Annotated in this window: 20 protein-coding genes; 9 read left to right on the forward strand and 11 right to left on the reverse strand. The window is 67.0% G+C overall.

Annotation, left to right across the window (positions count from 1 at the left end):
• Positions 1-13: 13 nt before the first annotated feature.
• Positions 14-2,386 carry a CHASE2 domain-containing protein gene (locus KY501_RS14885; RefSeq protein ID WP_224363597.1) on the reverse strand — a complete coding sequence of 791 codons (2,373 nt, stop codon included), beginning with the start codon at positions 2,384-2,386 and terminating at the stop codon, positions 14-16.
• A 222-nt stretch (positions 2,387-2,608) separates the two neighbouring features.
• Here KY501_RS14885 and KY501_RS14890 point away from each other — a divergent pair, with 222 nt between their 5' ends.
• The 5 genes from KY501_RS14890 (at position 2,609) to KY501_RS14910 (ending at position 7,643) form a co-directional block, all read left to right on the forward strand.
• On the forward strand, positions 2,609-3,814 hold the full coding sequence (locus tag KY501_RS14890) for a hypothetical protein (RefSeq protein WP_224363598.1): 1,206 nt from the start codon (positions 2,609-2,611) through the stop codon (positions 3,812-3,814).
• Positions 3,811-4,569 carry a ferritin-like domain-containing protein gene (locus KY501_RS14895; protein WP_224363599.1) on the forward strand — a complete coding sequence of 253 codons (759 nt, stop codon included), beginning with the start codon at positions 3,811-3,813 and terminating at the stop codon, positions 4,567-4,569. The genes KY501_RS14890 and KY501_RS14895 overlap by 4 nt, the downstream gene beginning before the upstream one ends.
• A 114-nt stretch (positions 4,570-4,683) precedes the next feature.
• On the forward strand, positions 4,684-5,160 hold the full coding sequence (locus tag KY501_RS14900) for a TspO/MBR family protein (protein ID WP_224363600.1): 477 nt from the start codon (positions 4,684-4,686) through the stop codon (positions 5,158-5,160).
• 159 nt (positions 5,161-5,319) lie between these two features.
• On the forward strand, positions 5,320-5,871 hold the full coding sequence (locus tag KY501_RS14905; RefSeq protein WP_224363601.1) for an RNA polymerase sigma factor: 552 nt from the start codon (positions 5,320-5,322) through the stop codon (positions 5,869-5,871).
• Positions 5,868-7,643, forward strand: a complete 1,776-nt coding sequence (locus tag KY501_RS14910) for a zf-HC2 domain-containing protein (RefSeq protein WP_224363602.1) — start codon at positions 5,868-5,870, stop codon at positions 7,641-7,643. The genes KY501_RS14905 and KY501_RS14910 overlap by 4 nt, the downstream gene beginning before the upstream one ends.
• Positions 7,644-7,660: 17 nt before the next feature.
• Here the strand turns inward: KY501_RS14910 and KY501_RS14915 are convergent, their stop codons facing one another.
• A complete protein-coding gene (locus KY501_RS14915) occupies positions 7,661-8,362 on the reverse strand; it encodes a dienelactone hydrolase family protein (protein ID WP_224363603.1) in 702 nt (233 codons plus the stop codon).
• Between the two features lie 134 nt (positions 8,363-8,496).
• On the opposite strand from KY501_RS14915, the gene KY501_RS14920 reads away from it, so the two are divergent.
• Together KY501_RS14920 and KY501_RS14925 are read left to right on the forward strand one after the other, a co-directional pair.
• Positions 8,497-9,081 carry a TetR/AcrR family transcriptional regulator gene (locus tag KY501_RS14920; protein WP_224363604.1) on the forward strand — a complete coding sequence of 195 codons (585 nt, stop codon included), beginning with the start codon at positions 8,497-8,499 and terminating at the stop codon, positions 9,079-9,081.
• A gap of 113 nt (positions 9,082-9,194) precedes the next feature.
• A complete protein-coding gene (locus KY501_RS14925) occupies positions 9,195-10,304 on the forward strand; it encodes an aldo/keto reductase (protein WP_224363605.1) in 1,110 nt (369 codons plus the stop codon).
• Between the two features lie 49 nt (positions 10,305-10,353).
• Here the strand turns inward: KY501_RS14925 and KY501_RS14930 are convergent, their stop codons facing one another.
• From KY501_RS14930 to KY501_RS14965, 8 genes are all read right to left on the reverse strand, one after another.
• Positions 10,354-10,521 (reverse strand): hypothetical protein, encoded by a 168-nt coding sequence (locus KY501_RS14930; RefSeq protein ID WP_224247571.1) that lies wholly within the window; start codon positions 10,519-10,521, stop codon positions 10,354-10,356.
• 153 nt (positions 10,522-10,674) lie between these two features.
• The gene (locus KY501_RS14935) at positions 10,675-12,636 is read right to left on the reverse strand and encodes an ATP-binding protein (RefSeq protein WP_224363606.1); all 1,962 of its coding nucleotides are present in this window, start codon (positions 12,634-12,636) and stop codon (positions 10,675-10,677) included.
• A gap of 198 nt (positions 12,637-12,834) precedes the next feature.
• Complete coding sequence (locus KY501_RS14940; RefSeq protein WP_224363607.1) at positions 12,835-13,182, reverse strand: hypothetical protein; 348 nt, start codon at positions 13,180-13,182, stop codon at positions 12,835-12,837.
• 25 nt (positions 13,183-13,207) lie between these two features.
• A complete protein-coding gene (locus tag KY501_RS14945) occupies positions 13,208-14,389 on the reverse strand; it encodes a serine/threonine-protein kinase (RefSeq protein ID WP_224363608.1) in 1,182 nt (393 codons plus the stop codon).
• 159 nt (positions 14,390-14,548) lie between these two features.
• Positions 14,549-16,195: a serine/threonine protein kinase gene (locus KY501_RS14950; protein ID WP_224363609.1), complete on the reverse strand. Its 1,647-nt coding sequence runs from the start codon at positions 16,193-16,195 to the stop codon at positions 14,549-14,551.
• Between the two features lie 24 nt (positions 16,196-16,219).
• Entirely contained in the window at positions 16,220-17,104 is an 885-nt protein-coding gene (locus KY501_RS14955) for a DUF2381 family protein (RefSeq protein ID WP_224363610.1), read from the reverse strand.
• Positions 17,105-17,520: 416 nt separating this feature from the next.
• Entirely contained in the window at positions 17,521-17,856 is a 336-nt protein-coding gene (locus KY501_RS14960) for a hypothetical protein (RefSeq protein WP_224363611.1), read from the reverse strand.
• A gap of 475 nt (positions 17,857-18,331) precedes the next feature.
• Positions 18,332-19,243, reverse strand: a complete 912-nt coding sequence (locus KY501_RS14965) for a type VI immunity family protein (protein WP_224363612.1) — start codon at positions 19,241-19,243, stop codon at positions 18,332-18,334.
• A gap of 14 nt (positions 19,244-19,257) precedes the next feature.
• On the opposite strand from KY501_RS14965, the gene KY501_RS14970 reads away from it, so the two are divergent.
• Positions 19,258-19,974 (forward strand): hypothetical protein, encoded by a 717-nt coding sequence (locus KY501_RS14970; protein ID WP_224363613.1) that lies wholly within the window; start codon positions 19,258-19,260, stop codon positions 19,972-19,974.
• 136 nt (positions 19,975-20,110) lie between these two features.
• Here KY501_RS14970 and KY501_RS14975 read toward each other — a convergent pair whose 3' ends face one another.
• Positions 20,111-21,022, reverse strand: a complete 912-nt coding sequence (locus KY501_RS14975) for a DUF3396 domain-containing protein (protein WP_224363614.1) — start codon at positions 21,020-21,022, stop codon at positions 20,111-20,113.
• Between the two features lie 122 nt (positions 21,023-21,144).
• On the opposite strand from KY501_RS14975, the gene KY501_RS14980 reads away from it, so the two are divergent.
• Positions 21,145-21,753 (forward strand): hypothetical protein, encoded by a 609-nt coding sequence (locus KY501_RS14980; protein ID WP_224363615.1) that lies wholly within the window; start codon positions 21,145-21,147, stop codon positions 21,751-21,753.
• The last annotated feature ends 148 nt before the right edge of the window (positions 21,754-21,901 follow it).

Consider the following 21,901-nt stretch of genomic DNA (forward strand, 5'->3'; position numbering starts at 1 on the left):
TTCTCGCTTCCTCTCACTTGTCCAGGCTCGTCACCCCATCCCAACCGGAGGGGGGCGGCATCTCCACATATTTCTGGCAGCGCGCCAGCAACGAGGCGGTCGGGCCATCCTCCGGATCCTTCGCCAACCGCGCCTTCAACAGGCTCGCTGCCTCCGCGAAGCGCCGCTTGCGATACAGCCCCAGCGCCTCGTGGTAACGCTCCACCGTCTCGCGCTTCTCCGCCGGCAGCTCGCCCTTGAGCGCCAGCAATTCGTACACCGTCACCGCCTCCGTCTTGCCCGCCACGCGGACCTGATCCAGCTCTCGCGCCTCGATGGCGTCCTGCGCCAGCTGGTAGGTGCGGGGGCCGATCATGATCAGCGAGCCGTAGGCCTTGTTCGCGCCCTCCAGCCGGGAAGCCAGGTTCATGCCGTCGCCCATGGCGGTGTAGTCGAAGAGCTGATCGCTGCCGAAGTTGCCCACGAAGAGCCGGTCGCTGTTGAGGCCGATGCGCGTGTACACGTCCGGCAGGCCCTGGTGGCGGAAGTGCGCGCGCAGCAGCTCCACCTCCGATTGCACCACCAGCGCCGCCTTGCAGGCGCGCACCGCGTGGTCCGAGTGGTTCACGGGCGCGCCGAACAGGCACACCACCGCGTCCCCGATGTACTTGTCCAGGCAGCCCCCCTCGTGCAGCAGCGCCGTGCTCACCCGTGTCAGGTACTGGTTCAGCACGCGCACCAGGGAGCGAGGGTCTTGCTTGAAGCGCTCGGAGAAGGTGGAGAAGCCGCGGATGTCGCTGAAGAAGGCGGTGATCTCCCGCTCCTCACCGTCCAGCTTCGGCAGCTGGTTCTCCTCAATCATCTGCTCGATGAGCCGCGGTTCCATGTAGCGGTTGAAGGCCTGGCGGATGAAGGCCGCCTCGCGGCTGGCGAAGAGGTGGTTGAAGGCCATGGCGCCCATGCACGCCAGCAGCCCCGACGCCATGGGCAGCGCCGAGAGCACATGCACCCGGCTCTGAGCCAGGGAGGCGCCCAGCACTCCATAGACGATGACCACCACCACCGCTACCCACGCGAACTCCAGCGCGGGCACCCGCAGCGTCATGAGGAGCACCGCCGACACCAGCGCCAGCCCGAGCCCGAACAGCAGGCTCACCCAGAAGGGGGCCTCGGTGACGAAACGCCCGGCCAGCAGGTTCTCCAGCACCGCGAGCTGCTTGCTCACCCCCGGTGTGGACGCCGAGAACGGAGTGGGCTTGTTGTCCCCCAGTCCCACCGCCATGCCTCCGACGACGACGATCCGGCCTCGGAACAGATCCGCGGGCAGCATCGTGGGCTTGCCCTGATCGCGCAGCGCCCGATCGTCCAGCACCGCCACGACAGGGATGACGGGGAACCGATCGTGCAGCATGCCTCCAAAGTCCAGCTCGGCGCTGCCATCCGGGTTCACCTCGAACGTCCGCGAGCCCAGTTGCAGCGTCCGGCCCGAGAACACGAGCTCCGTCGCCCCGAACAGATCCGCCGCCAGCGCCACCGGGAGCGTGACGTAGGTGTTGTCCCCATCCGTATAGGCGAAGCGGGTGCGGCGCATCCTCCCGTCCGGATCCGGCTCCACCTCCACCAACCCGAAGCCCGCCGCCTCCGGGAGCAGCGACGCGATGGGAGGCACTGGACGGTAGCGCTCGCGGAAGCCTTGCTCGGACTCGTATTCCAGGAGGGGCAGCTCGTGCCCATTCGTCCGCACCGGGAAGGTCAGCGCCCGCGCCGCCTCCAGCGGATCCGTGGGGGGTTGGACGTCGTTCTCGTCTACCTCCTGGAACTCCTCATTCCCCGAGGGCGATGGAGGGGCGCTGCCTCCCGCGCTCCCAACGGCGGGTGGTTGTGGCACCGCGGGAGGCAGGAACGGCCGCGGTACGTGGACCGGGTCGATCTTCGGCAGCGGGGCCGCCCGCGGATGCGTGGCCACTCCCATGTAGATGGGCAGCCCGGTGGTGCGCAGCGCCTGGGCGAAGTCGAGGTCCGCGCTCGCATCCGTGTCGCGCTCGTCCATCACCATGTCGAAGAGCACGGCGCGCGCCCCTTCATGCGCCAGTTGCTCCACCACCCGTGCCCACAGGCTGCGCGTCCACGGGTAGTTGCCGAAGTTGCGCGCGTACGAGGGGTTGTTGCGCACCCCGTCGAGGCTCGACTGGTCGATGGCCACCACGACGATCCCCGTGGAAGGGCCCGCCCGGGTGAAGTGGGTGAGGGCGCTGTCATACAGGGCGCGCTCCAGGGTCGGCAGCCACAACAGGCCGCCCTTCCAGCACAGTGCGGGCACCAGCGTGCTCAGCACTGCTACCCCCAACATCAACGGCAGGTGGTTGCGCAGGCGCAGCCGTAGGACCTTCCAGGTGTCGCTTGCCATCCGCTCCTTCTTTGCTCTTGCGGACTCTATGCCACCTCTTGGAGCGCACGGCATCCGCCTCGTGGCGAAGTCATCCCTGGGAGTCCGCTCGAGCAGGCATCCAGGCGAGCCACCTCACACTCCAGCGGGCTCCAGGCAGTGGGCCCTTCTCCATTGCCGCGCCCTGTCACGCGCCCGAGCTTTAGCCCGATTCGTTCACCTCTCCGCCTAAAGGAGTCAGACGTGGCCCTGGATCTCTTCAAGGAGAAAGGGGTACCGCTGGATCGTCAGGTGTTCACCTGGAAGGACCTGGTTCAGCGCCCCTATAGCAAGCTGGATGACGACGCCTTCACTCGCGTGCGAGTCATCCTCATGAACGGAATCGAGGCGGATGCCCTCCGCTTCAAGCACATCGTGGCGCGCCTGAACCGCGAGCTGCGTGAGCCGCTCGCGCTCGTCCGGCGCGTGGAGCACCACCAGCAGACGCTGGTCAACTGGCTCAACCCGGCGGACCAGAGCCCAGTCGAGACGACCATTGGTTTCGAGCAGGTGGCCATCGAGGTCACGGCCAGCGTGGCCCTCAAGGAGCCGGACCCCTATCTGGCCCAGGTCTATCGCTTCGGCCTGCTGGAGGACTTCGATCACCTCTACCGGTACTCCGCCCTGTACGACCGGCTCGAGGGCAAGGATCCGAACTACCTCATCCAGTCCTATTCGGACATCCGGCCTGGACGGCCCACGGCGGTGGAGCACCGCCATCCGTTGGATGACCTGCGGCGGCCTTTTGACGTGAGCACGGCGCACCCGCTGTCGAAGATCCATGCGCTGCTCATCACCGCGGCCGAGTTCCAGACGCACGACTTCTACATGACGATCGGCCCGATGTTCGCCGATCCCCTCGCGCGCCAGCTCTACGCGGAGATCGCCTCCATCGAGGAGCAGCACGTCACCCAGTACGGCTCGCTGGTGGACCCGGGCCAGTCGGTGCTGGAGCAGTGGATGCTGCACGAGGCCATGGAGCTGTACTGCTACTACTCGTGCCTCCAGTACGAGGGCAATTCCCGCATCAAGGGCATCTGGCAGCGCATGGTGGACTACGAGCTGGGCCACCTGCACTACGTGATGGAGCTGTTCCAGCGGATCGAGGGAAGGGACCCGGCCGAGGTGCTGCCCGCCACGCTGCCGGATCTCATCGACTTCAAGAGCCACCGCGACTTCGTGCGCCGCACGCTGAACCAGGAGGTGGATCTGCGCGCCCGTGGCACGGAGATCGTCGACAAGGCGGAGCTCCCGCCCGGGCACCGGTCCATCATCTACCGGGATCAGCTCAACTCCGAGGGTTCGCCGAGCGAGATCGCCGCCGCGGGCTACCAGTGGACGCCGGGCACCGAGCTGACCGTGCGGGTGCAGAACGTGGGCGTCGGGCCGGAAGGGAGGCTGCAGCAATGAGGAAGTCATCCAGTGAGGTGGGGCTCAACCGCACGGGTATCCAGACTTCGCCCGTGGACAGCAAGGAGCTCATCGAAGGCGCGCGCCAGGGGCTGCCGAGCTCGCCGGGCACCGAGGCCGGCATCGCCGAGGTGCGCATCGCCTACGCGAAGGAGAGCGACAATCTGGGCACCGTGCCTGTCCCGGCCACGCTCAAGGGCGTGTTCACCACCGCGAAGGAGATGCTCAAGGGCAACAAGCCCACGGTGTTCATCGACAAGCTGGGCGAACGGCTCGGCTTCGAGCGCTCCGGGGTGAGGCTCTATGAGGCCGCCCTGTGCAAGTTCGACATCCACGGGACGTGGGAGGGTGGCCCCTCGCGCGAACAGCTCGAACGGATCATGTTCGACGAGCTGGCCCATTTCAATCTCATCCGCGAGGCGATGGAGAAGCTGGGCGCTGATCCCACGGCCCTGACTCCCTCGGCGGATCTGGTTGCCGTGGCCTCCAAGGGCATCCCGGCGGTGTTGGTGGATCCCCGCACCAACCTGGTTCAGTGCCTGGAGGTGCTGCTGGTGGCGGAGCTGACGGACAACGCCGGCTGGGAGCTGCTCATCGAGCTGGCCCAGGGACTGGGGCAGACCGATCTCGCTGAGCGGTTCGAGGTGGCGCTGGGCGCCGAGGCCGAGCACCTGTTGCTGGTGCGGCGCTGGCTCATCGCCGGTGTCACCGGTGAGGCCGGAGTGAGGGTGGAAGCGGGCATCCCCGCTCCGTGAGACGACGCAGGAGAACCGGCTCCCCGGGGGAAGCTCCTTCCTTCGGGGAGTCTTCATGCATTCCCATCTGGAGGACAGACGATGCAACAGAGCCCTGCTTTGAAGAGCCCTTCCTTGAGAACCGAGTCCCTCGCGGCGCTCGGGGTGTTCAGCGCGCTGACCGCGGGGGCGGGTGCGCTCGGCGCGACGGTGACGGACCATGGAACCCAGAGCTGGTACCGGTGGTTGCGCAAGCCTCCGTTCCAGCCTCCCAGCGCCGTGTTCGGACCGGTGTGGACGGTGCTCTATGGGCTCATCGCCCTGTCGGGCTGGAGGGTGTGGAACCAGCCGGCAGGTCCCGCGCGCTCGCGTGCCCTGGGGCTGTGGACCCTCCAGCTTGGCTTCAATGCCGCCTGGTCCTGGCTCTTCTTCGGCAAGCGGCTCAAGCGGACCGCGCTGGCGGACATCGGAGCGCTCGGGGTCAGCATCGCCGCCTACATTGCTGCCGCTCGGAAGGTGGACCGGACGGCCGCGGTGCTCGTGGCGCCCTACCTGGGATGGGTGTGCTTCGCCAGCCTCCTCAATGAGGAGATTGTCCGCCGCAACCCCTAGCGGAAAATCCCTGGAAAAACCCGCCGGGAAGATCGGCGGGTGCCACCGTTCTCGAATTACATGAGCGCGGTTGCCCTACAGCGTGCTGGTTTGTTCGGCGCGTCCGTCTTCTTTCGGAGCTTGACTCCCTGGGAGCGGACGGACCAGCCTGCCGCCCGCGTGGATTCCCGGCATTTCCCACCTTCGGCTCCTGACAGCGCGTGGTTCGCAGCCAACGCCCCGGAGCATGAGCCCGTCCTCCGCGCCGCCGCCCTGAAGCTGTGCCGCAACGCCTCCGAGGCGTCGGATCTCGTTCAGGAGACCTTCAAGCGGGGGCTCGAGAAGCTTGGGGGCTACAAGCGGGGCACGGATTTCCGGGCCTGGCTGCTCAGCATCCTCCGCAACCTGTTCATCGATCAGTGCCGCTCGAGCGCCCGCGGGCAGCGGGCGGACGTCTCCGCCGAGGACCTGCAGGAGCGTGTCGCCGCGCCCGAGCCGGAGGCGCAGCCCGCCTGGGCGGCCATCAGCCCCGAGCAGCTCCGCGAGGCACTGGAGCAGATCCCCGAGGAGTTCCGGCTCGTCTACCAGCTCCATTCGCTGGAGGGCCGCTCCTATATCGAGATTTCCGAACGGCTGGGCATTCCCAAGGCCACCGTGGGCACGCGGTTGATCCGCGCGCGCCGGCGCCTCAAGGAGTTGCTGCTGCCCGTAGTATCCGGAGGCGAGGCATGAGCGGCGTGTCCGACATGGGCGATGACATCCATGACCTCGTGCACGCCTTCGCGGACGGGGAGCTGGAGCCCGCCGAGGCCGAGGACTTCCGCAAGCACCTGGGCACCTGCAAGCAGTGCCAGGAGGAGCTGGAGGATATCCTTCAGCTCCAGTCCCTGGGCGGGCGGCTGGCGGAGCTGGAGGGGAAGCAGGCCTCCATACCGACGGAGCCCGTGCCGTCGAAGGAGGCAGCCCGACCGGCGGAGGCAGCCCGGATGGCGGAGAGCCCTCGGGCTTCGGAGGGGACTTCGCCCCGCGCCTTTCGCCCCGCGTGGAGCCGCCGTCAGCGCGCTGGGCTCACGGTGTTGCTGGGCGGCGTTCTGGCCGCGGCCTTCGCCGTGGTCGTGCTCCGCAATCCGGGGGGCGGGACGGAGGGAGTGGGGCCCGAGGCGCTCGCGCTGGCTCCCACGCGCTCCATGGAGGCGCGCCTGAGCTATGGCGGCGCCAGCGGCTGGCGGCCGTATGGAGTGAAGCGCTCCGGCAACGAGCGCCCCGTGGAGGTGGTGCCGCTGGAGACGCAGGTGAAGCTGGAGAAGGCGGGCGATCTGTACGGCCTGGCCACCACCTTCCTGCTGAGCGGCGAGCGCGAGCGGGCCGCCGCGTATCTGGGCAAGCTCTCGGCTTCGCCCGAGGTGGACAGCGACCGCGCGGTGGTGGCGCTCTCGAAGGGAGAGCTGGAGGAGGCCCTGACCCTTCTGGAGGGCGTGCTGGAGAAGGCGCCGAACCATGCGCCCGCGCTGTGGAACCGGGGCCTCGTGCTGCGCGAGCTGGGGCTGGACCTGCTGGCCGCGGAGAGCTTCGGCAAGGTGGCTGCTCTCAACGAGCCCGGATGGAGCGACGAGGCCCGCGAGCGCAGGACCCTGCTTGAGCGCAAGCACCAGGAGCGTCAGAGCCGGTGGATGGCCGTACGGGACGCTGGCAAGGCCATGGCGGAGCAGGGCCCGATCCTGTCATCTGAGCAGGTGCGCGATGCCCCGCCCCTGGCGCGTCGCTACCTGTACCTGGCCGTCTGGTCCGCGCCCACCGCCGAGCGCGTCCGCGCGTTGATGCCCGTGGCTCAGGCCCTGGATGCGCACTACGGCGGGCGCGTGCTGCAGGACTACCTGGAGCGCACCACGCAGCGTGACTTCTCCAAGCGGGCTCCGCTCGCCGCCACCTTTGCCCAGGTGCTCGCGGGCAAGCTGGAGCCGGGTGCCTCCGAGGGCTTCATCCGCCAGCTCCAGGCCTCGGGCGAGCAGGACATCCTCCTGGGCGCGCTCCCGCTGCTCGACCTGATGCCTGCGCGGGTGGAGCTCTACCAGGCCGCCGCGCGCGCGGTGGGAGACCCGTGGTTCCTGACGAACGCCGAGCTGCAGCGGGCCAAGGCGCAGTTTGGCGCCAACGAGCAGGCCCAGGCGGAAACCACGCTGCGCGCCGCCATCGCTTCGTGCGAGCAGCAGGGGCTGGATGACCGCTGCGCCGAGCTGGAGCGAGCGCTGGCCGAGCTCTACACCGCCGGGCACCGGCTGCCTGAGGCGCGTGAGCACGCCCTGCGCGGGCTGCGCTGGGTCCAGCAGGTGAACGATGCGGGTATGGAGGCCCAAATGCTGCAGGACCTGGGGCAGATCGCCCGCCTCCGCGAGAGCCTGGCTCTGTCGCGCGCCTACCTCCAGGAGGCGGCCCTACTTCAGCCGGAGGACTGTTCCAAGGCGCAGCCGGGGTCGCGGTGCGCCACGAGCGTGCCTCCACTCTGAATCGAGCCCCGCACTCGCTACACCGGTGCCTGGCCGGGCCGGCCCTCGTGCGAGGTCGCGGCGAACTGCTGGAGGAACCAGCTCCCCGCCAGCCGGGCCACCTGATCGAGGGCTCCCGGCTCCTCGAAGAGGTGGGTGGCTCCAGGGATGAGCTCCAGCCGCTTGTCCGTGCGCAGCGCATCCAGCGCCTCACGGTTGAGCGGTATCACGGGGAAATCATCTCCTCCCACGATGAGCAGCGTGGGAGCGTGGACATGAGGGAGCAGGGGCCCAGCCAGATCCGGCCGGCCACCTCGGGAGACCACGGCCGCGATGCCCTCGGGCTCACGCGCAGCGGCCACCAGCGCCGCGGCGGCCCCGGTGCTCGAGCCGAACAGGCCGATGGGGAACTCTTGCACCTCGGGCTCCTCCATCAGCCACTGCTTCGCTCCAATCAGCCGCTGCGCGAGCAGCTCGATGTCGAAGCGCAGGTGCCGCGTCCACCGCTCCGCTTCCTCCTCCTCGGGTGTCAGCAGGTCCATGAGGAGCGTCGCCAGGCCCGCTTGCTGGAGAACGCTGGCGACGTGCCGGTTGCGAGGGCTGAAGCGGCTGCTGCCACTGCCGTGGGCGAAGAGCACCACGCCCAACGCCTGCTCCGGTACGGTCAGGCTGCCCTCCAACAGCACGCCGGGCTCCGCCGCCACCTGCACCTCGTGCTCCGAGATTCCGCGCGCATTCATGCCTGGACCCTCCTCGAGACTCCTACCCGTGAGTTGGGGTACCGGATGAGCGGCAGCAAGGGCCCTGCATCGGCTCGCTTCGCTGGCTGCTCGATATTGTTGACGGGACAGTCCAGAATCATTACACATGGGTCATGGCACGTCCCAAGGAGTTCGATCGCGACGAGGCAGTGAAGCGGGCTGTGGCCGTCTTCTGGGAGAAGGGCTACGAGGCGACCTCGACGGACGAGCTCCTGCGCGCCATGGGCATCGGACGCCAGAGCATGTACGACACCTTTGGCGACAAGCACAGCCTCTTCCTCGAGGCGCTGCAGCGCTACAACGCCGACTCCCAGGCCGCCATGGTCGAACGTCTGCGCGCCGGGACTTCTCCTCTGTCCGCGCTTCGAGACGTCCTCCTGGCCATCGCGAATGAGCCGCCGGCCAGGAGGGCTCGGGGCTGCATGGGCGTGAATGCCATCACGGAGTGCGCACAGGCGGACCCGGAGGTCGCCTCCCTGTCGAAGGCCAGCGGGCTGATGTGTGAAGCCACGCTCGAGAGCGTCGTCCGGGAAGCCAAGCAGAAGGGCGAGGTGGCCACTCATGTCGATGAACGGGCGGCGGGCCGCTTCCTCCTCAACACCCTCCAAGGCCTCCGGGTCAGCGCCAAGGCAGGCGTCTCCCCGGAAGCCCTTCGAGACATCGCCCAGTTTGCCATCGAGAGCCTGAGGGCTCGCTAGGAAGTACCCAGGACCGCGCGTCCGTCTTCGCACGCCTGATTCTGGACTGATGTGTCAATAACGTCATCGGCGTGGCGAGCCACGGCGGTGACGCTCACCCATGGAGTCCGCACATGTCATTGGATCGCTACTATCTGCTCGGCCGTTCGGGTCTTCGGGTCAGTCCGTTGGCCCTCGGCACGCTGACCTTCGGAACCGATGGAGCCCGAGGCTCGTGGGGCACGAACAAGGAGACTTCCCGAGCTGTTTTCGACCGGTACCTCGCCGCGGGCGGGAACTTCATCGACACCGCCGAGCTCTACACCCACGGGACGAGCGAGGCGATGCTCGGCGAGTTCATCTCCGAGGCGCGCGCAAGAGACCGGGTCGTGCTGACCACCAAGTTCGCCTACTCGCTCGAGCCCGGCAACCCGAACGCCAGCGGCAATGGCCGCAAGAACATGATCCGCGCCGTGGAGGCCTCGCTGCGCCGCCTGCGCACGGACTACATCGATCTCTACCTGCTGCACACATGGGACCGCATCACCCCCGCCGAGGAGGTGGTGCGTGCGTTCGATGATCTCGTCCGAGCCGGGAAGATCCGCTACGCGGGGCTGTCCGATGTCCCCGCCTGGTACGCCGCGCGCGTGCAGACCCTCGCGGAGGCTCACTCCCAGGCGCCGTTCATCAACATCCAGCTCCAATACTCGCTCATCGAGCGGAGCATCGAGCCCGAGTTCGTGCCGCTGGCGCAGTCGCTGGGCATGGGCATCACCGCGTGGAGCCCGCTCGGCCTGGGCCTACTCTCCGGCAAGTACCGGCCAGGTGAGAGTGGCGTCCAGGGCTTCGGGCGGCTCATGAAGGATGCGACCGCGCAGCAGCTGCGGCTGTTCAGCGAACGCAACTGGCGGGTGGTCGCCACGCTCGAGTCGGTGGCGAAGCAGGTTGAGCGAAGCATGGCGCAGGTGGCCCTGAATTGGGTCGCGACCCAGCCGGGCATTGGCTCGGTCATCCTCGGCGCGAGCAGCGTGGCGCAGCTCGAGGACAATCTCGCCGCGCTCGACTTCGAGCTCCCGGCGGAGCTGCGGCGGCAACTCGATCAGGTCAGTGCGAACCCATCCTCGTTCCCCTACTCCATGTTCGAGGATGGGTATCAGTCCGGGATGATCGGCGCGGCCGTCAGCGACAAGCCGGTGCGATATGCAACACCCGTAGGAACTGGCAACACTGCCTCCGCCCCGTGAGCTCCTCCGAGCCCGAGGTGCATGGCGCCTCGGGCTCTCTTGGGAGCCCTCAGTTGCGGAAGCGCGTGGGCTTGAGCGGGTTGAGGGCCAGCATCACCGCGAAGTAGCGAGCCTGGACCTCATTGGTGCAGCGAACCTCCTGGATGCGTCCGCCCATCTTCACGCGGATCAGCCAGCCGTCCTTCTCACGAGTCAGGGTGGGGGTCTCGGTCGTCATGGCGTCCATTTGCTTGTAGTGATCCTCCCGCTCCTCTCTATTAGCAGCCCGCGTGCCAGCCCTCGGGACATGGGATTGCGGGCGGTTGAGCGAGGGGGGCGATCACCCACGGACACCCGGCCTGTCATTCTTGCAGCCCCACCTGCAAGACTTTCAGTGGACGGAGTGCTCGGACGCCTGCTCGAGGGAGCCTTGCTTCTGCTGGAGTGTCGGTAGCGCGACATAGAATGTCGAGCCGCGCCCGACTTCGCTCTCCACCCAGATGCGGCCGCCGTGACGCTCGACGATGTCGCGGCAGATGTAGAGCCCCAGCCCCAGCCCCCCGTACGAGTGCGTGGAGACGTTGCGCGCGCGGAAGTAGCGCTCGAAGAGGTGCTGCTGCTGGTCGGCCGGGATGCCGATGCCGGGGTCTCTCACGGACAGCAGGGCCAGCTCGTCCCGTGGCTCCAGGGCCACGTCGATGGTGCCCCCATCCGGGCTGTACTTGAGCGCGTTCTCCAGCAGGTTGGCGATGACCTGTTCCAACCGGTATGGGTCCCCGAGCACCTGGAGCGGCGTGGAGGAGGGGTGGAAGGCGATGCGGTGCTCGGCGCCGTGGGTGCCCTCCGTCACGCGGATGACATGCTCGGTGAGTGCGTCGAGCCGCGTGGGCTGGGGGTGCAGCGCGAGCCCGCCGGACTCGATGCGCGAGGCATCCAGCAGATCGTTGATCAACGCGGTGAGTCGCAGCAGGTGCTGGCGGGCGTGGCGCAGGGAGGAGGGGTCCGCGGGCTCGCCTTGCTCCAACCGCCGCTCGAGGCTGGCCAGGCGCAGCGAGAGCGGAGTGAGCGGTGTCTTCAGCTCGTGGGAGGCGACGGTGAGGAAGTCATCCCTCACGCGAATGGCCTCCTGCGCCTCGCGGTAGAGCCGGGCGCGCTCCTGCTCGGCGGCCTTGCGCTCGGTGATGTCCTCTACGATCGCACCGATGCCCAGCAGCCGGCCGTCCTTGCCGCGGACGGGATAGAGGCTGGAGGCCCAGTGGTGCACCGGCCCGTCCTCGTAGAAGTCCCGGCTGTTCATCTCGAGGTGCTCCAGCGGTTTGCCTGTCTCGAGCACGTCTTGGAGCACCTGCTCCAGCTTGGTGCCTCCCGGACCGAGGATCTCTCGAGGCCGGCATCCGATGTGCTCATCGGCGGGCTTGCCATTCATGCGCGCCAGCATGTCGTTGACGCGCACGTAGCGCAGATGGGAATCCAGGAAGGCCATGCCGATGGGCGCGGTGCGCAACAGCGTGTCCACCAGGGCGGACTGGGTGGCGCGTTCCTCCTCCATGCGCCGCTGCACGGTGACGTCCTCGATGATGCCAATGCCTCCATTGAGCTGGCCGTGCTCGTCGTAACAGGGCGCGAAGTGGACGCGCACGGGCGTCACCTTCTGGGCGGTGACAGAGGCGTAGTTGCCCTCGTAGTAGGTGTGCTGGCCCGTGAGCGTGGCGCGCACGCAGCTCATGATCTGCTCGTCCCTCAGGGTGAGCAGGTTGAGCCCGATGAGCAGCCGCTTCGACGAGCCGATGATGCGGACGAAGTAGTCGTTGCACAGGGTGATGACGGGCGTCTTGTCGAAGTGGAGGATGCCCAGCGGGGCGTTTTCGATGATGGCCTGGTAGAGACGGTCGGCGGCGCTGAAGGGGCGCGTGGCGCTGGCGTGCCCGTCGTGCCAGAGCTGGAGGGAGACATCCTGGGCGAAGGGCTCGGGGGTGAAGCTGGGGGACTCGGGGACGCGGCGCAGCGAGAGCACGAGGCGCTGGTGCTCATCCTGGCCCGCCCGGCCGGCGGTCACCTCGAGCAGGAGCTCCTCGCCGCCCCGGCGCTGGAGGGGCAGGAGCATGGGACAGCCTCCCCGAAGGGGCTGTCTGTCGAGCAGGTAGTGGAACAGGGGGCAGCCATCGACGTGGTGCAGGCGCTGGGGGACGAGGAGGGTGAAGGGCCGGCCGCGCAGTTCCTCGTTCGTCCAGCCGAGCAGCCGCTCGGCGGGAGGGGTGAGGTGGACGATGCGCTCCTGGCCATCGCAGGCCACGAGCGGGTCGGCGATGGCTTCGACGAGCAGCTTGAAATCGTCAGCGGCTGAGCGCGTCACTGACGGGCTCCTCCCAGAGTGCGCGGGGCTTCGCAGGCAGGCGCTGCACGTGCGCGAGCGAGCCTCCTCACCCGGGTGCGGGTCGCTCGGGAAGGGCGCGCATCCCTCCTGGTGGGAGATTAGGCATGGAGAGGGAGGCTGGATCAGCCGGGCGAGCAGGGGCTGCGTCCCGTGCACCCACGCGTGTGGGCCCGGGCCTCAGCGCTTGCGCCGTCCCCCCTTCGTGCCCGTGCGGGACCTTCGCGCGCGAGGTTCATCGGCCTCCAGGTGGAAGCGCTCACAGTTGGAGGTGAAGGCGTCGGTGAGGCGGCGCGCGACGGCGGGCTCGGTGGTGAGGATGCTGAAGGGGTGTTCGCGGTTGCGGAACTCGCCACAGAAGAAGGTCGCTGTCGGCGTCTTCTTCAGCGGGCGGCACGTCGTCCAGGAGGCCACCGGATGCTCCTGGAGGAGGGTGATCAGCGTGTCGATGGAGGCGGGAGGCTCGTCGGGGCCGTGGGTGCCGTTCCGGATGATGCGCGTCTGAGGGGCTTCGCGTGTCTTGGGCATGGGCGATCGGCAGAGGCGCTCGGCCTCAGGCGCGGCGGCCGGATTCGGTGGTGATGTCGTCGGCAGACAGGGGGATGCACTCGGGGAAGACGCCGGGCTCCGTGGCCGTGACGTGCTCCTGGCTCGAGCTGGCCGCGGCCAGCGAGGTGCGGACTTCCGCGGCGGCCTCGGCCGCGCCGTACACCGAGCCGCGCGCGGCGAGACAGGCACGCAACTCCACTTCCAGCTCCGCGGCCGTGGAGGGACGGGCCGAGGGCTCACGCTGGAGCAGGCGGCGGAGGATGTCTCGGAGAGGCTCGCTCACGGGCTGAAGCACCCGCTCCAGCTCCTCCGGGCGATAGGTGGCGGCACGGAGGATGAGTTCGTCCACCTCGTCCGGCAGCGCCGCTGCGGCGGCGGTGAGGAGTGCGCCGAGCACTTGCTCCTTGATGGGGGCGGTGAGCGTTTCTGGCAGTGCGTCCCAGGCCGAGGCGTCCAGGTTGTAGAGGTGATTCCAGGTGGCCAGTTCCAGGAGCACCAGACCCAGGGAGAAGAGATCCGACCGTGCATCCAGGTTGCCGCCGAGCAGGGCCTCGGGCGCTGCGAAGTAGACGTTGCCCCGGGGACGCGGGAGCGTGGTGGGGCGGCGGCCGGGGAGGCGCGAGTGGGCCAGGCCGAAGTCCGTCAGCGTCACCTCGCCGAGCGGCCCCAAGGTGATGCCCCGGGGGTTGAGGTCGCGGTGGAGGATCTGGAGCGGATGGCCCTGCTCGTCCACGCGCGTGTGGGCGTGGTGCAGGGCGCGGGCGACCTCCACGCCCACGTGGAGGACGAAGGCCTCGGAGAGATGGACGCCGCACATCATCGAGGCGGTGAGGAGCGTGTTGAGGCTCCAGCCCTCCACGAAGTCCCTGACGACGAAGAAGTCATCCGGAGTCTCATGGCTCCGGTGGACGCGGGCGATGTTCGGGTGCTGGAGGTAGGTGGCCAGGCGGACCTCTTCCTGGAGGCGTGTACGGATGAGGTCCCGTGTGGCGGCGTCCACGTCCGTGAGTGGCAGGCGCTTGATCACCACCTGTCCCCCGATGGAGCGGCCCGTGCGCTGGCGCGCGAGCACCGTGGACTCACCGTGGTGACTGGTTTCCAGCTCGCGGAGGAGTTCGTAGGAGACGCCATCCTGGGAGAAAAGGATGACGCCCTGGGGATGCCAGGGGCGTGATGCGGATGACATGGGAAGCGCCTCCGTCGCTTGACGAGGACCCATCGTTGACAGGGAGGATACTACCCATAACGTAACCCAAAAGGGAATGACCCACCAGGTTATCCGTTTGCTGTGGGGGTGGCGGGCGCGCAGGGCGCCGGAATGTAAAGGAGGGTTACAGGGCCCCTCTCAGTGCCAGCGCTCGGTGAAGCAGGCCCCCGCAAAGGGCATCAACAGGGCAGCGCCCTCCCGAGGGTCGGGGCGATCTTTTGGCCAGCCCGCGGCATTGTTTTCGTTGCACAGCTCCACACAGATGGGGACCGTTGTGCCATCCGGACGGCGAGCGCGTGTGTACCGCCCGAAGACCAGGTTGCCTGGAGCGACCCAGAGATGCCCCTCCAGGAGGGTGCCTTCGGGGAGCTCTCGGGCATAGACGCTATCGAATTCACTGGTGATGGGGCCGTTCTCGTAGAGGGCCACCTCTGTGCTGTCGTCTTTGTTGCGCTTCTTCGGGTCGAGCACGATCCCGATGTAGCGGCTGTAGTCATTGGGTTGACCGAACTTCCTCATGAACTTCATTGCTTCCTCGGGGCACTCACCGGGCTCAGGACGGGTGTGGACGGTGGCACAACCCATCTCCAGGAATGCCATCGTGCCGATCAGCGCGGCGCACTGCGTGAAAGTCGGCTTGGGTTTGGGGCTCACGGGGCTCACGGGGGTGTCCTCCTTGGGGAGTGGGCGCTGCTGTGGAGCGTGGGATGCTGGAGTCTCCGCCGGAAGGTCTACTCCCCGCGCGCCGAAGAAGGTGATGGCTCCGAGGAGCAGGGCCAGCAGCGCGCATCCCAGGAGAGCGGTCCGTGCCCAGCCCTGTCTGGACAGGCCCTGGCGGGTCTTGGGAGGAGGGAGGGCTGTCCTGCGCCGCGCCGAGGGTGGGTACACCCGCTCATCCCAGGCCTGGTCCGGGTCCGCCTTCAGCTCCGCCAGGAAGCCGCGCAAGGTGCCGGCGGAGGGTGGCCGGAGCCGGGGATTCGGGTTCAGCAGGGCCATGGTCAGATCGCTCAGCGCGGGGGGCACCCGCGGGTTGACCTTGACGGGCGAGGGCGGTGGCAGCGCCTCGTTGTTGAGAGGCAGGCGCGCACGCCTCTCGGTGGGCAGCGGGTCCGTCAGGATGTCATACAGGGTGGCCCCGAGCGCGAAGAGCTCATCCGCCGCCTGGTAGGAATAGCGTGCCCCAGGCTCGTGCTGGCGCTCGGCCTTCAAGGCTTCCGGGCTGCGGTAGCGCCGCGTGCCGGGGGGCATACCCTCCGTCAGTTCCTCAGCCAGGGGATGTTCGCCCACGCTGAAGTCGGTGATCACGGGCACGCTATTGCTTCTGTGCACCATGATGTTGGAGGGCTTGATGTCGCGATGGAAGATCTTGTCCTGGTGTGCGGCCTCCAGCGCGTCGGCCACGGGCTCCAGGAGCGCGACCACCTGGCGGAAGGTGGGGTGCGCGTGCTCCGCCCACCCGGCCAGTGTGTCCCCGTCCACGTAGTCTTCCACGATGAAGAAGAAGCCCTCTCGAGGATCCAACCAGCGCCCGTGGCCCCAGACCCGGACGATGTTGGGGTGGTTGACCAGGTTCAGGCAGGTCATCTCCCGGCGGATGCGCTCATCCGTGTGCGCCGAGTCCCCGCTATCCGCGCGGTGCTGCGCGATCTTCAAGGCAAAGTCCTGTCCCCGCAGCTGGGCGCGGTACACGACTCCGTAGGCGCCCTGGCCGCGTTTCTCCACCACTCGCCAGCCTTGGATGAAGGTACCGGGTGGAAGGTTCGTGGGATCCGGCTGAGAACTCATGGGTGACAGGGCCTCCGCGAGCGTCTACTCGAGCTCGGGGCTGGGGAAGGACAGACAGCGCTCCCGGGCGCTGTCGCACAGCGTCAGGTCATGCTTCGCACCTGGCTCCCGGAGCTTGCCGGGGGCGGGCAACTTCAACTCGATGGCGATCTCCGCTTCCGCTCCAGGGGCCACGGCGGCGTTCGCCGGGAAAACCATCCACACGCGTACACCTGGCGCGGCGGGAGTCAGAAAGGCGAGGGTGGGTGTCCAGGGCGCCGCGCTCGTGTTCCGTACGCTCAGGGTCAGCACCACCCACCCTCTCAGACGGTACGTCCTTCCACGGACGAGAGTGAGCGGGCCTGGGCTGTCACTCTTCGGTAGGTACGTCCGCAAGATCCATTGATCGAAGCTGCCGGCCAGTGCGAGGGCGCCCGGACTGCGCTGGGACTGGAGCTCCTTGAGTTCCTGGCTCTGGGCTTCACAGCGGGCGAGTGTGGTGGCCAGCTCGTGCTCGCAGGCATCCGCGGAGCGTTCCGGGAGGGCGAAGTCCACCCGTGTATCCACCTCGCTGGGATGGGGGATGAGGAGGATGACGGCTTCGCGCCCATCCGCGAAGACGAGATGAAGGGCCAGGCGCTCGGTGGGGGCGAGTTCCAGGGCGGGTTCGAGGTAGAGGGCGCGCTCGCCGACGTCCAGGCGTGTGAAGCGCTCGCGGCCCTCCAACTGGGCGCTTGCCAGAGGGGCGTTGAAGAACAGGGAGGAGAGCACCCCCGCGGCCACGCGTACCTGGGGCGCGGGAACGGTGGGGCCGCGCAGGAGGGATGCTTGCCGTTCCTTCTTCTCGCGAGGTGCGCGGGACTGGGCGGACGTGGCGGCCGCCCACAGCAGACACGCACACGCCAGCCACGCTGTGCTGGGTAGGGACATTCTGATAGGACCTCTTGGGTTGAGGCTACCAGAACGCCGTGTTGCCGTGCGGCGGGAGGTGGCTGGAGCGGGTTGGGCCACTCAGTCGAGGAAGCGGCGTTGGGTTCGTGTGGACGGTGGTCTATGGAGAATGGGCGCGCGAGCGCGGAACGGAGGCGCCGTCCGACCTACCCAGTGGAAGCGATCCTCCAGAAGCACGGCGCAGCGATCGCAGTCAGCGCGATCGTTTTTCCTCTGCATGCCGCAGCGAGGTCGAGCCAGCTGGCGCTCCCAGAGTTCAAGCTTCTGGGCGTCCATGCGCTCGAATTTCCTGCTCCAGGAACGTGCGACCAGATCTCGCACGCGTTCCTGGAGGACTGTTTCCAGTCAGTGCCAACGGTCGCTCTGACTCACCAGCCCATTGGGGGCTTCATGCCCTAGTAATACCCGGCGTAGGTCGCGAAGCAGCCACCCGGGGAGTTGCCGCATGCGGATTTCCAGTTGTTGCATGCCCAGGCCGCGTCGCTCGGTTTATGGCCCCACCAGATCGCGACGGTGCCCTGGTAGGAATTGTCACGCACGCGGTAGCAGTACCAGACGGTCGTCAGACCCGCCGTTTGTGCCAGCTCCTGCGTTGGCTCGATGTCGGCCTGTCCTTGGGGCTGCATATCCGGTTGAGACGGCATCTCCGGCTCCTGACCGCCGTCGCTGGGTTCGGCTCCGCAGGCAGTGAGCATGGACGCACCAACGACCGCACACAGCAGGGACATCATCGTAAGCCTCTTCATTTCTATCTCCTCAGTTCAGTGCTTCGTGTGAGTTCGCTCCGTGCCGCCATACGGCTGTGCGCACCGATGCAAACGCCACGGTGAAACCACTCACCGTGTCTGGATGTTTGTCGCGGGCGGCGTTGGATTGCTCTTGCGCGCCGCATGCCACGTCGCCATCCCTGGCGTTGCGCGCATCTCCGTCCACAGCCGTGGACAAACCGTCTCTGGGCGTAGACGGTGGCAGCGGACTCCTTTCACTCCTCAACACGGCGCACCTCTGTCGAGAGCCGCCTTCTCGCATTCTCATCCGGTGTGGTGCTGACCAGACACTTGCCTGACATGACGGCAACATGTCGGTCCATGCCGGATCACTTCGTGAGGCCGGTGGCCACACGGTTCACAACTCCCTGCTGATAGGGTGTGTCCATCTACTGCCTGCTGCTCTGTCTCGCTCTGCGGATAGGAGGACGAGGAGTGTTCAGTCGAGGAAGCGTCGCTCCCAGCGAGGAACATCCTGGCGAGGCAGGCCGGCCATGGAGCCATGGGGCTCGTGGAAGAGCCAGGGCTCTAGGACTTGAGCCAGCTCTCGGTATGCGGGCAGGGTGTCACCGTGCTCGGTGTCGCCGGCTTCGGGCCATGGCCCGAGTGTGACGACGGCTCGGTCCTCGCCCAACTCCTGGACGGTGGTGTTCGGGGAGTGGAGACGGGAGCGCAGGGTGGCGCTTCCACCCAGCTCGCCCAGCACCGGCTGGCCAAGAAAGGTCAGCCACTGGGGGCCGATGACACGGGTGCCGATCTTCCACGAGCGTCCGCTCAGATCAGGAATATCCAGGCCCGGGTAGCGGAAACAGGAGGAGGCGATACGTCTGTCGACGCCAGCCATGTCCAACTCGCCAAGGAAGGACAGGCCTGTATGACCTGAGCAGAACGGCAGCGCGGCAGCGAGTTCCAGTGCCAGCTCGCGCACGCGGCTGGGACCATGCTCTTCCAGGAATTCGGAGGGGAGCCCGAAGCTGACGGCGCTGACGGCGGAGGCATTGTCGAAAGCGGAATGACCGTCGACGGACCTGCCTCGATATTCGACCCGGTACCTGCATTCGAGTTTGGAGCCATCCTGTAGGTCCAGGGAGGCCTGCGGATCTTCACGCAACTGGCTCCAGATCAGCTCCCATCCCGAGGCGTCGAGAGCCTGCCACTCTCCGTCTCTATCGGCGTAGAGCCCGAGAGCTCCTGGACCCACCGCGCGCAGGTAGGTCTTCAGCGCGTGCTCCAGGGACTGGGCCAACTCGACATGGGCATGCCTCATGTAGAAGGTGATGCTGAGGCCTTCACGGACGAGGACATATCCGTTCTCAGCCAGGACGCGGATGCGTGGAGGGTGCTCGCTCATTCCATGACACCGAGATGAGGTTGCACGCGCCTGGGAGTGACCTTCAGCGCGCGCTCGTAGAGTTCGTTCTGAAACCTGTTTTCGTAAGGGTGCCCCTTGGGATACTGCCTCCAACGAACAGGCTTGTCTGTGTTGACGCAAGGGAACTTGAAGTCGAAGACGAGTTGGATGTGGAGAGGCTGGCCTGGCAAGTGAATGACCACGTCAGGCTCGATGGTGCCCAGAAGTTCGGCGGCTCGGCCTTGGGCGAGAAGGGCCTTCACCTGCTCAGGAGAGAGGAATTCGGTCTCACCGGTGGCGGGGTTGTAGCGATAGCGGGCAGAGAGGGTGAAGCCGCCAGGGGTGAGCTGTTGGAGCCGTTGCTCGGCGCACTGGAGAGCCGCGGTGTGCTGGAGGCGGCCCAGGAGCATGGCGCGCGTGACGGGCTGCCCCCGTGCGTCGTGCTCGACGACCTTGAGACACTCTTCACGGGTAGGGCTGCGCTGGAAGTGTTGAAACATGACGTCGGAGCGAGCCTTGTCAGCGCACTCCTTGAGAGCCTGCTGGATTTGAGCCTCGAGGGTGGCGTCGATGACGACCTGGATGACCTTGGCTGCGGCAGCGATGTTGAGAGCGGCGGAAGAAGGCCCGGAGAAGGGAGGAGGGACGCTGGGGAGTTGCTCTCCGGGTTGAGGCTTGCAGAGGAGGGGGTGAGTGCGACAGAAGTTGGAGGGAGAGTCGACAGTCTGTGAGTACTGGGTGGGAGCAGGGCGGGGTGTGACGCAGGCGGTGAGGAGTGCGCAGGCGGCGAGGACGGCAGACCCTCGGGACAGTTCACGGTGGGTTCGTCGCATCGACACCTCGCGGATGGGGGTGCACGAGAATAGCTCAGTCGAGGAAGCGGCGCTCCCAGCGAGGAACATCCTGGCGGGGAATACCGGCCATGGATCCATTGGGCTCGCGGAAGAGCCAGGGTTCCAGGACGCGAGCCAGCTCGCGGTATGCGGGTAGGGTGTCGCCGCGCTCGGTGTCTCCAGCTTCGGGCCAGGGACCGAGCGTGACGACGGCTCTGTCACCCTCCAGTGCTTGGACAGTGGTTTCTGGCGAGATGAGGTGGGAGCGCAGGGCGGCGGCTCCGCCCAGTTCACCCAGCACTGGTTGGCCGAGAAAGGTCAGCCATTGGGGGCCGACGACGCGGTTTCCCAGATGCAGGGAGCGCCAGCTCATTCTCGGAATGTCCAGACCTGGGTAGCGGAAGTAATAGGGAGAGACGTGTGGGGCGACGCCAGACAGGTCCAGGTCTCCGTTGAAGGAAAGGCCTGCATGGCCGGAGCAGAACGGTAGGTGAGCCGCGAGTTCCAGGGCCAGCTCGCGCACGTGCCCTGGGCCATGCTCTTCGAGGAATTCAGTAGGCAGCCAGAAGCTGACCGCGCTCACGATGTTCGCCTTCTTGAAGAGCGGGGTGTCTTCCAGGGTTCTTCCCCAATACTCGAAGCGATACCTGGTCTCGGTGTTGGAGGCGTCGAAGAGTTGAATGGCAGCCGAGGAGGGAGCACGCATCTGGCGCCAGACAAGTTCCCAACCTGCAATGTCGAGGGGCTGTAACTCCCCTTCATCATCGGCGTACCAGCCGAGGGCGTCGGCACCTACGGAGCGCAAGTAGGCTTCGAGTGCCAGGTGCACTTTGGGCGCGATGTCGTCATGGCGGTGGCGCATGTAGAAGGTGATGTCCAGCCCCTCACGGACCACGACAAAGCCATTTTCGGCCTGAATGCGAATGCGGGGGTAATGCACGCTCACCTGAAGGCTCCGATATGGGGTTGTACGCGCCAGGGGTCTACCCTCAATACCAGTTTGTATGCACTGTCTTGCGACACCTCTTGGAGGGGATGGCCTGAGGGGTATTTCCGCCACGGAATCGGTTGGTCCGTGTTGACGCAAGGGAACTTGAAGTCGAAGACGAGTTGGATGTGGAGCGGCTGGCCGGGCAGGTGAATGACCACGTCAGGCTCGATGGTGCCCAGAAGTTCGGCGGCTCGGCCTTGGGCGAGAAGGGCCTTCACCTGCTCAGGAGAGAGGAACTCGGTCTCACCGGTGGCGGGGTTGTAGCGATAGCGGGCAGAGAGGGTGAAGCCGCCAGGGGTGAGCTGTTGGAGCCGTTGCTCGGCGCACTGGAGCGCTGCGGTGTGCTGGAGGCGGCCCAGGAGCATGGCGCGCGTGACGGGCTGCCCCCGTGCGTCGTGCTCGACGACCTTGAGACACTCTTCACGGGTAGGGCTGCGCTGGAAGTGTTGAAACATGACGTCGGAGCGAGCCTTGTCAGCGCACTCCTTGAGGGCCTGCCGGATTTGAGCCTCGAGGGTGGCGTCGATGACGACCTGGATGACCTTGGCTGCGGCAGCGATGTTGAGAGCGGCGGAAGAAGGCCCGGAGAAGGGAGGAGGGACGCTGGGGAGTTGCTCTCCGGGTTGAGGCTTGCAGAGGAGGGGGTGAGTGCGACAGAAGTTGGAGGGAGAGTCGACAGTCTGTGAGTACTGGGTGGGAGCAGGGCGGGGTGTGACGCAGGCGGTGAGGAGTGCGCAGGCGGCGAGGACGGCAGACCCTCGGGACAGTTCACGGTGGGTTCGTCGCATCGGTGCCTCGCGAATGGGAGGGCGTGACGATAGCTCAGTCGAAGCA

This window comes from Hyalangium versicolor (assembly GCF_020103695.1).
Lineage (GTDB): Bacteria > Myxococcota > Myxococcia > Myxococcales > Myxococcaceae > Hyalangium > Hyalangium versicolor.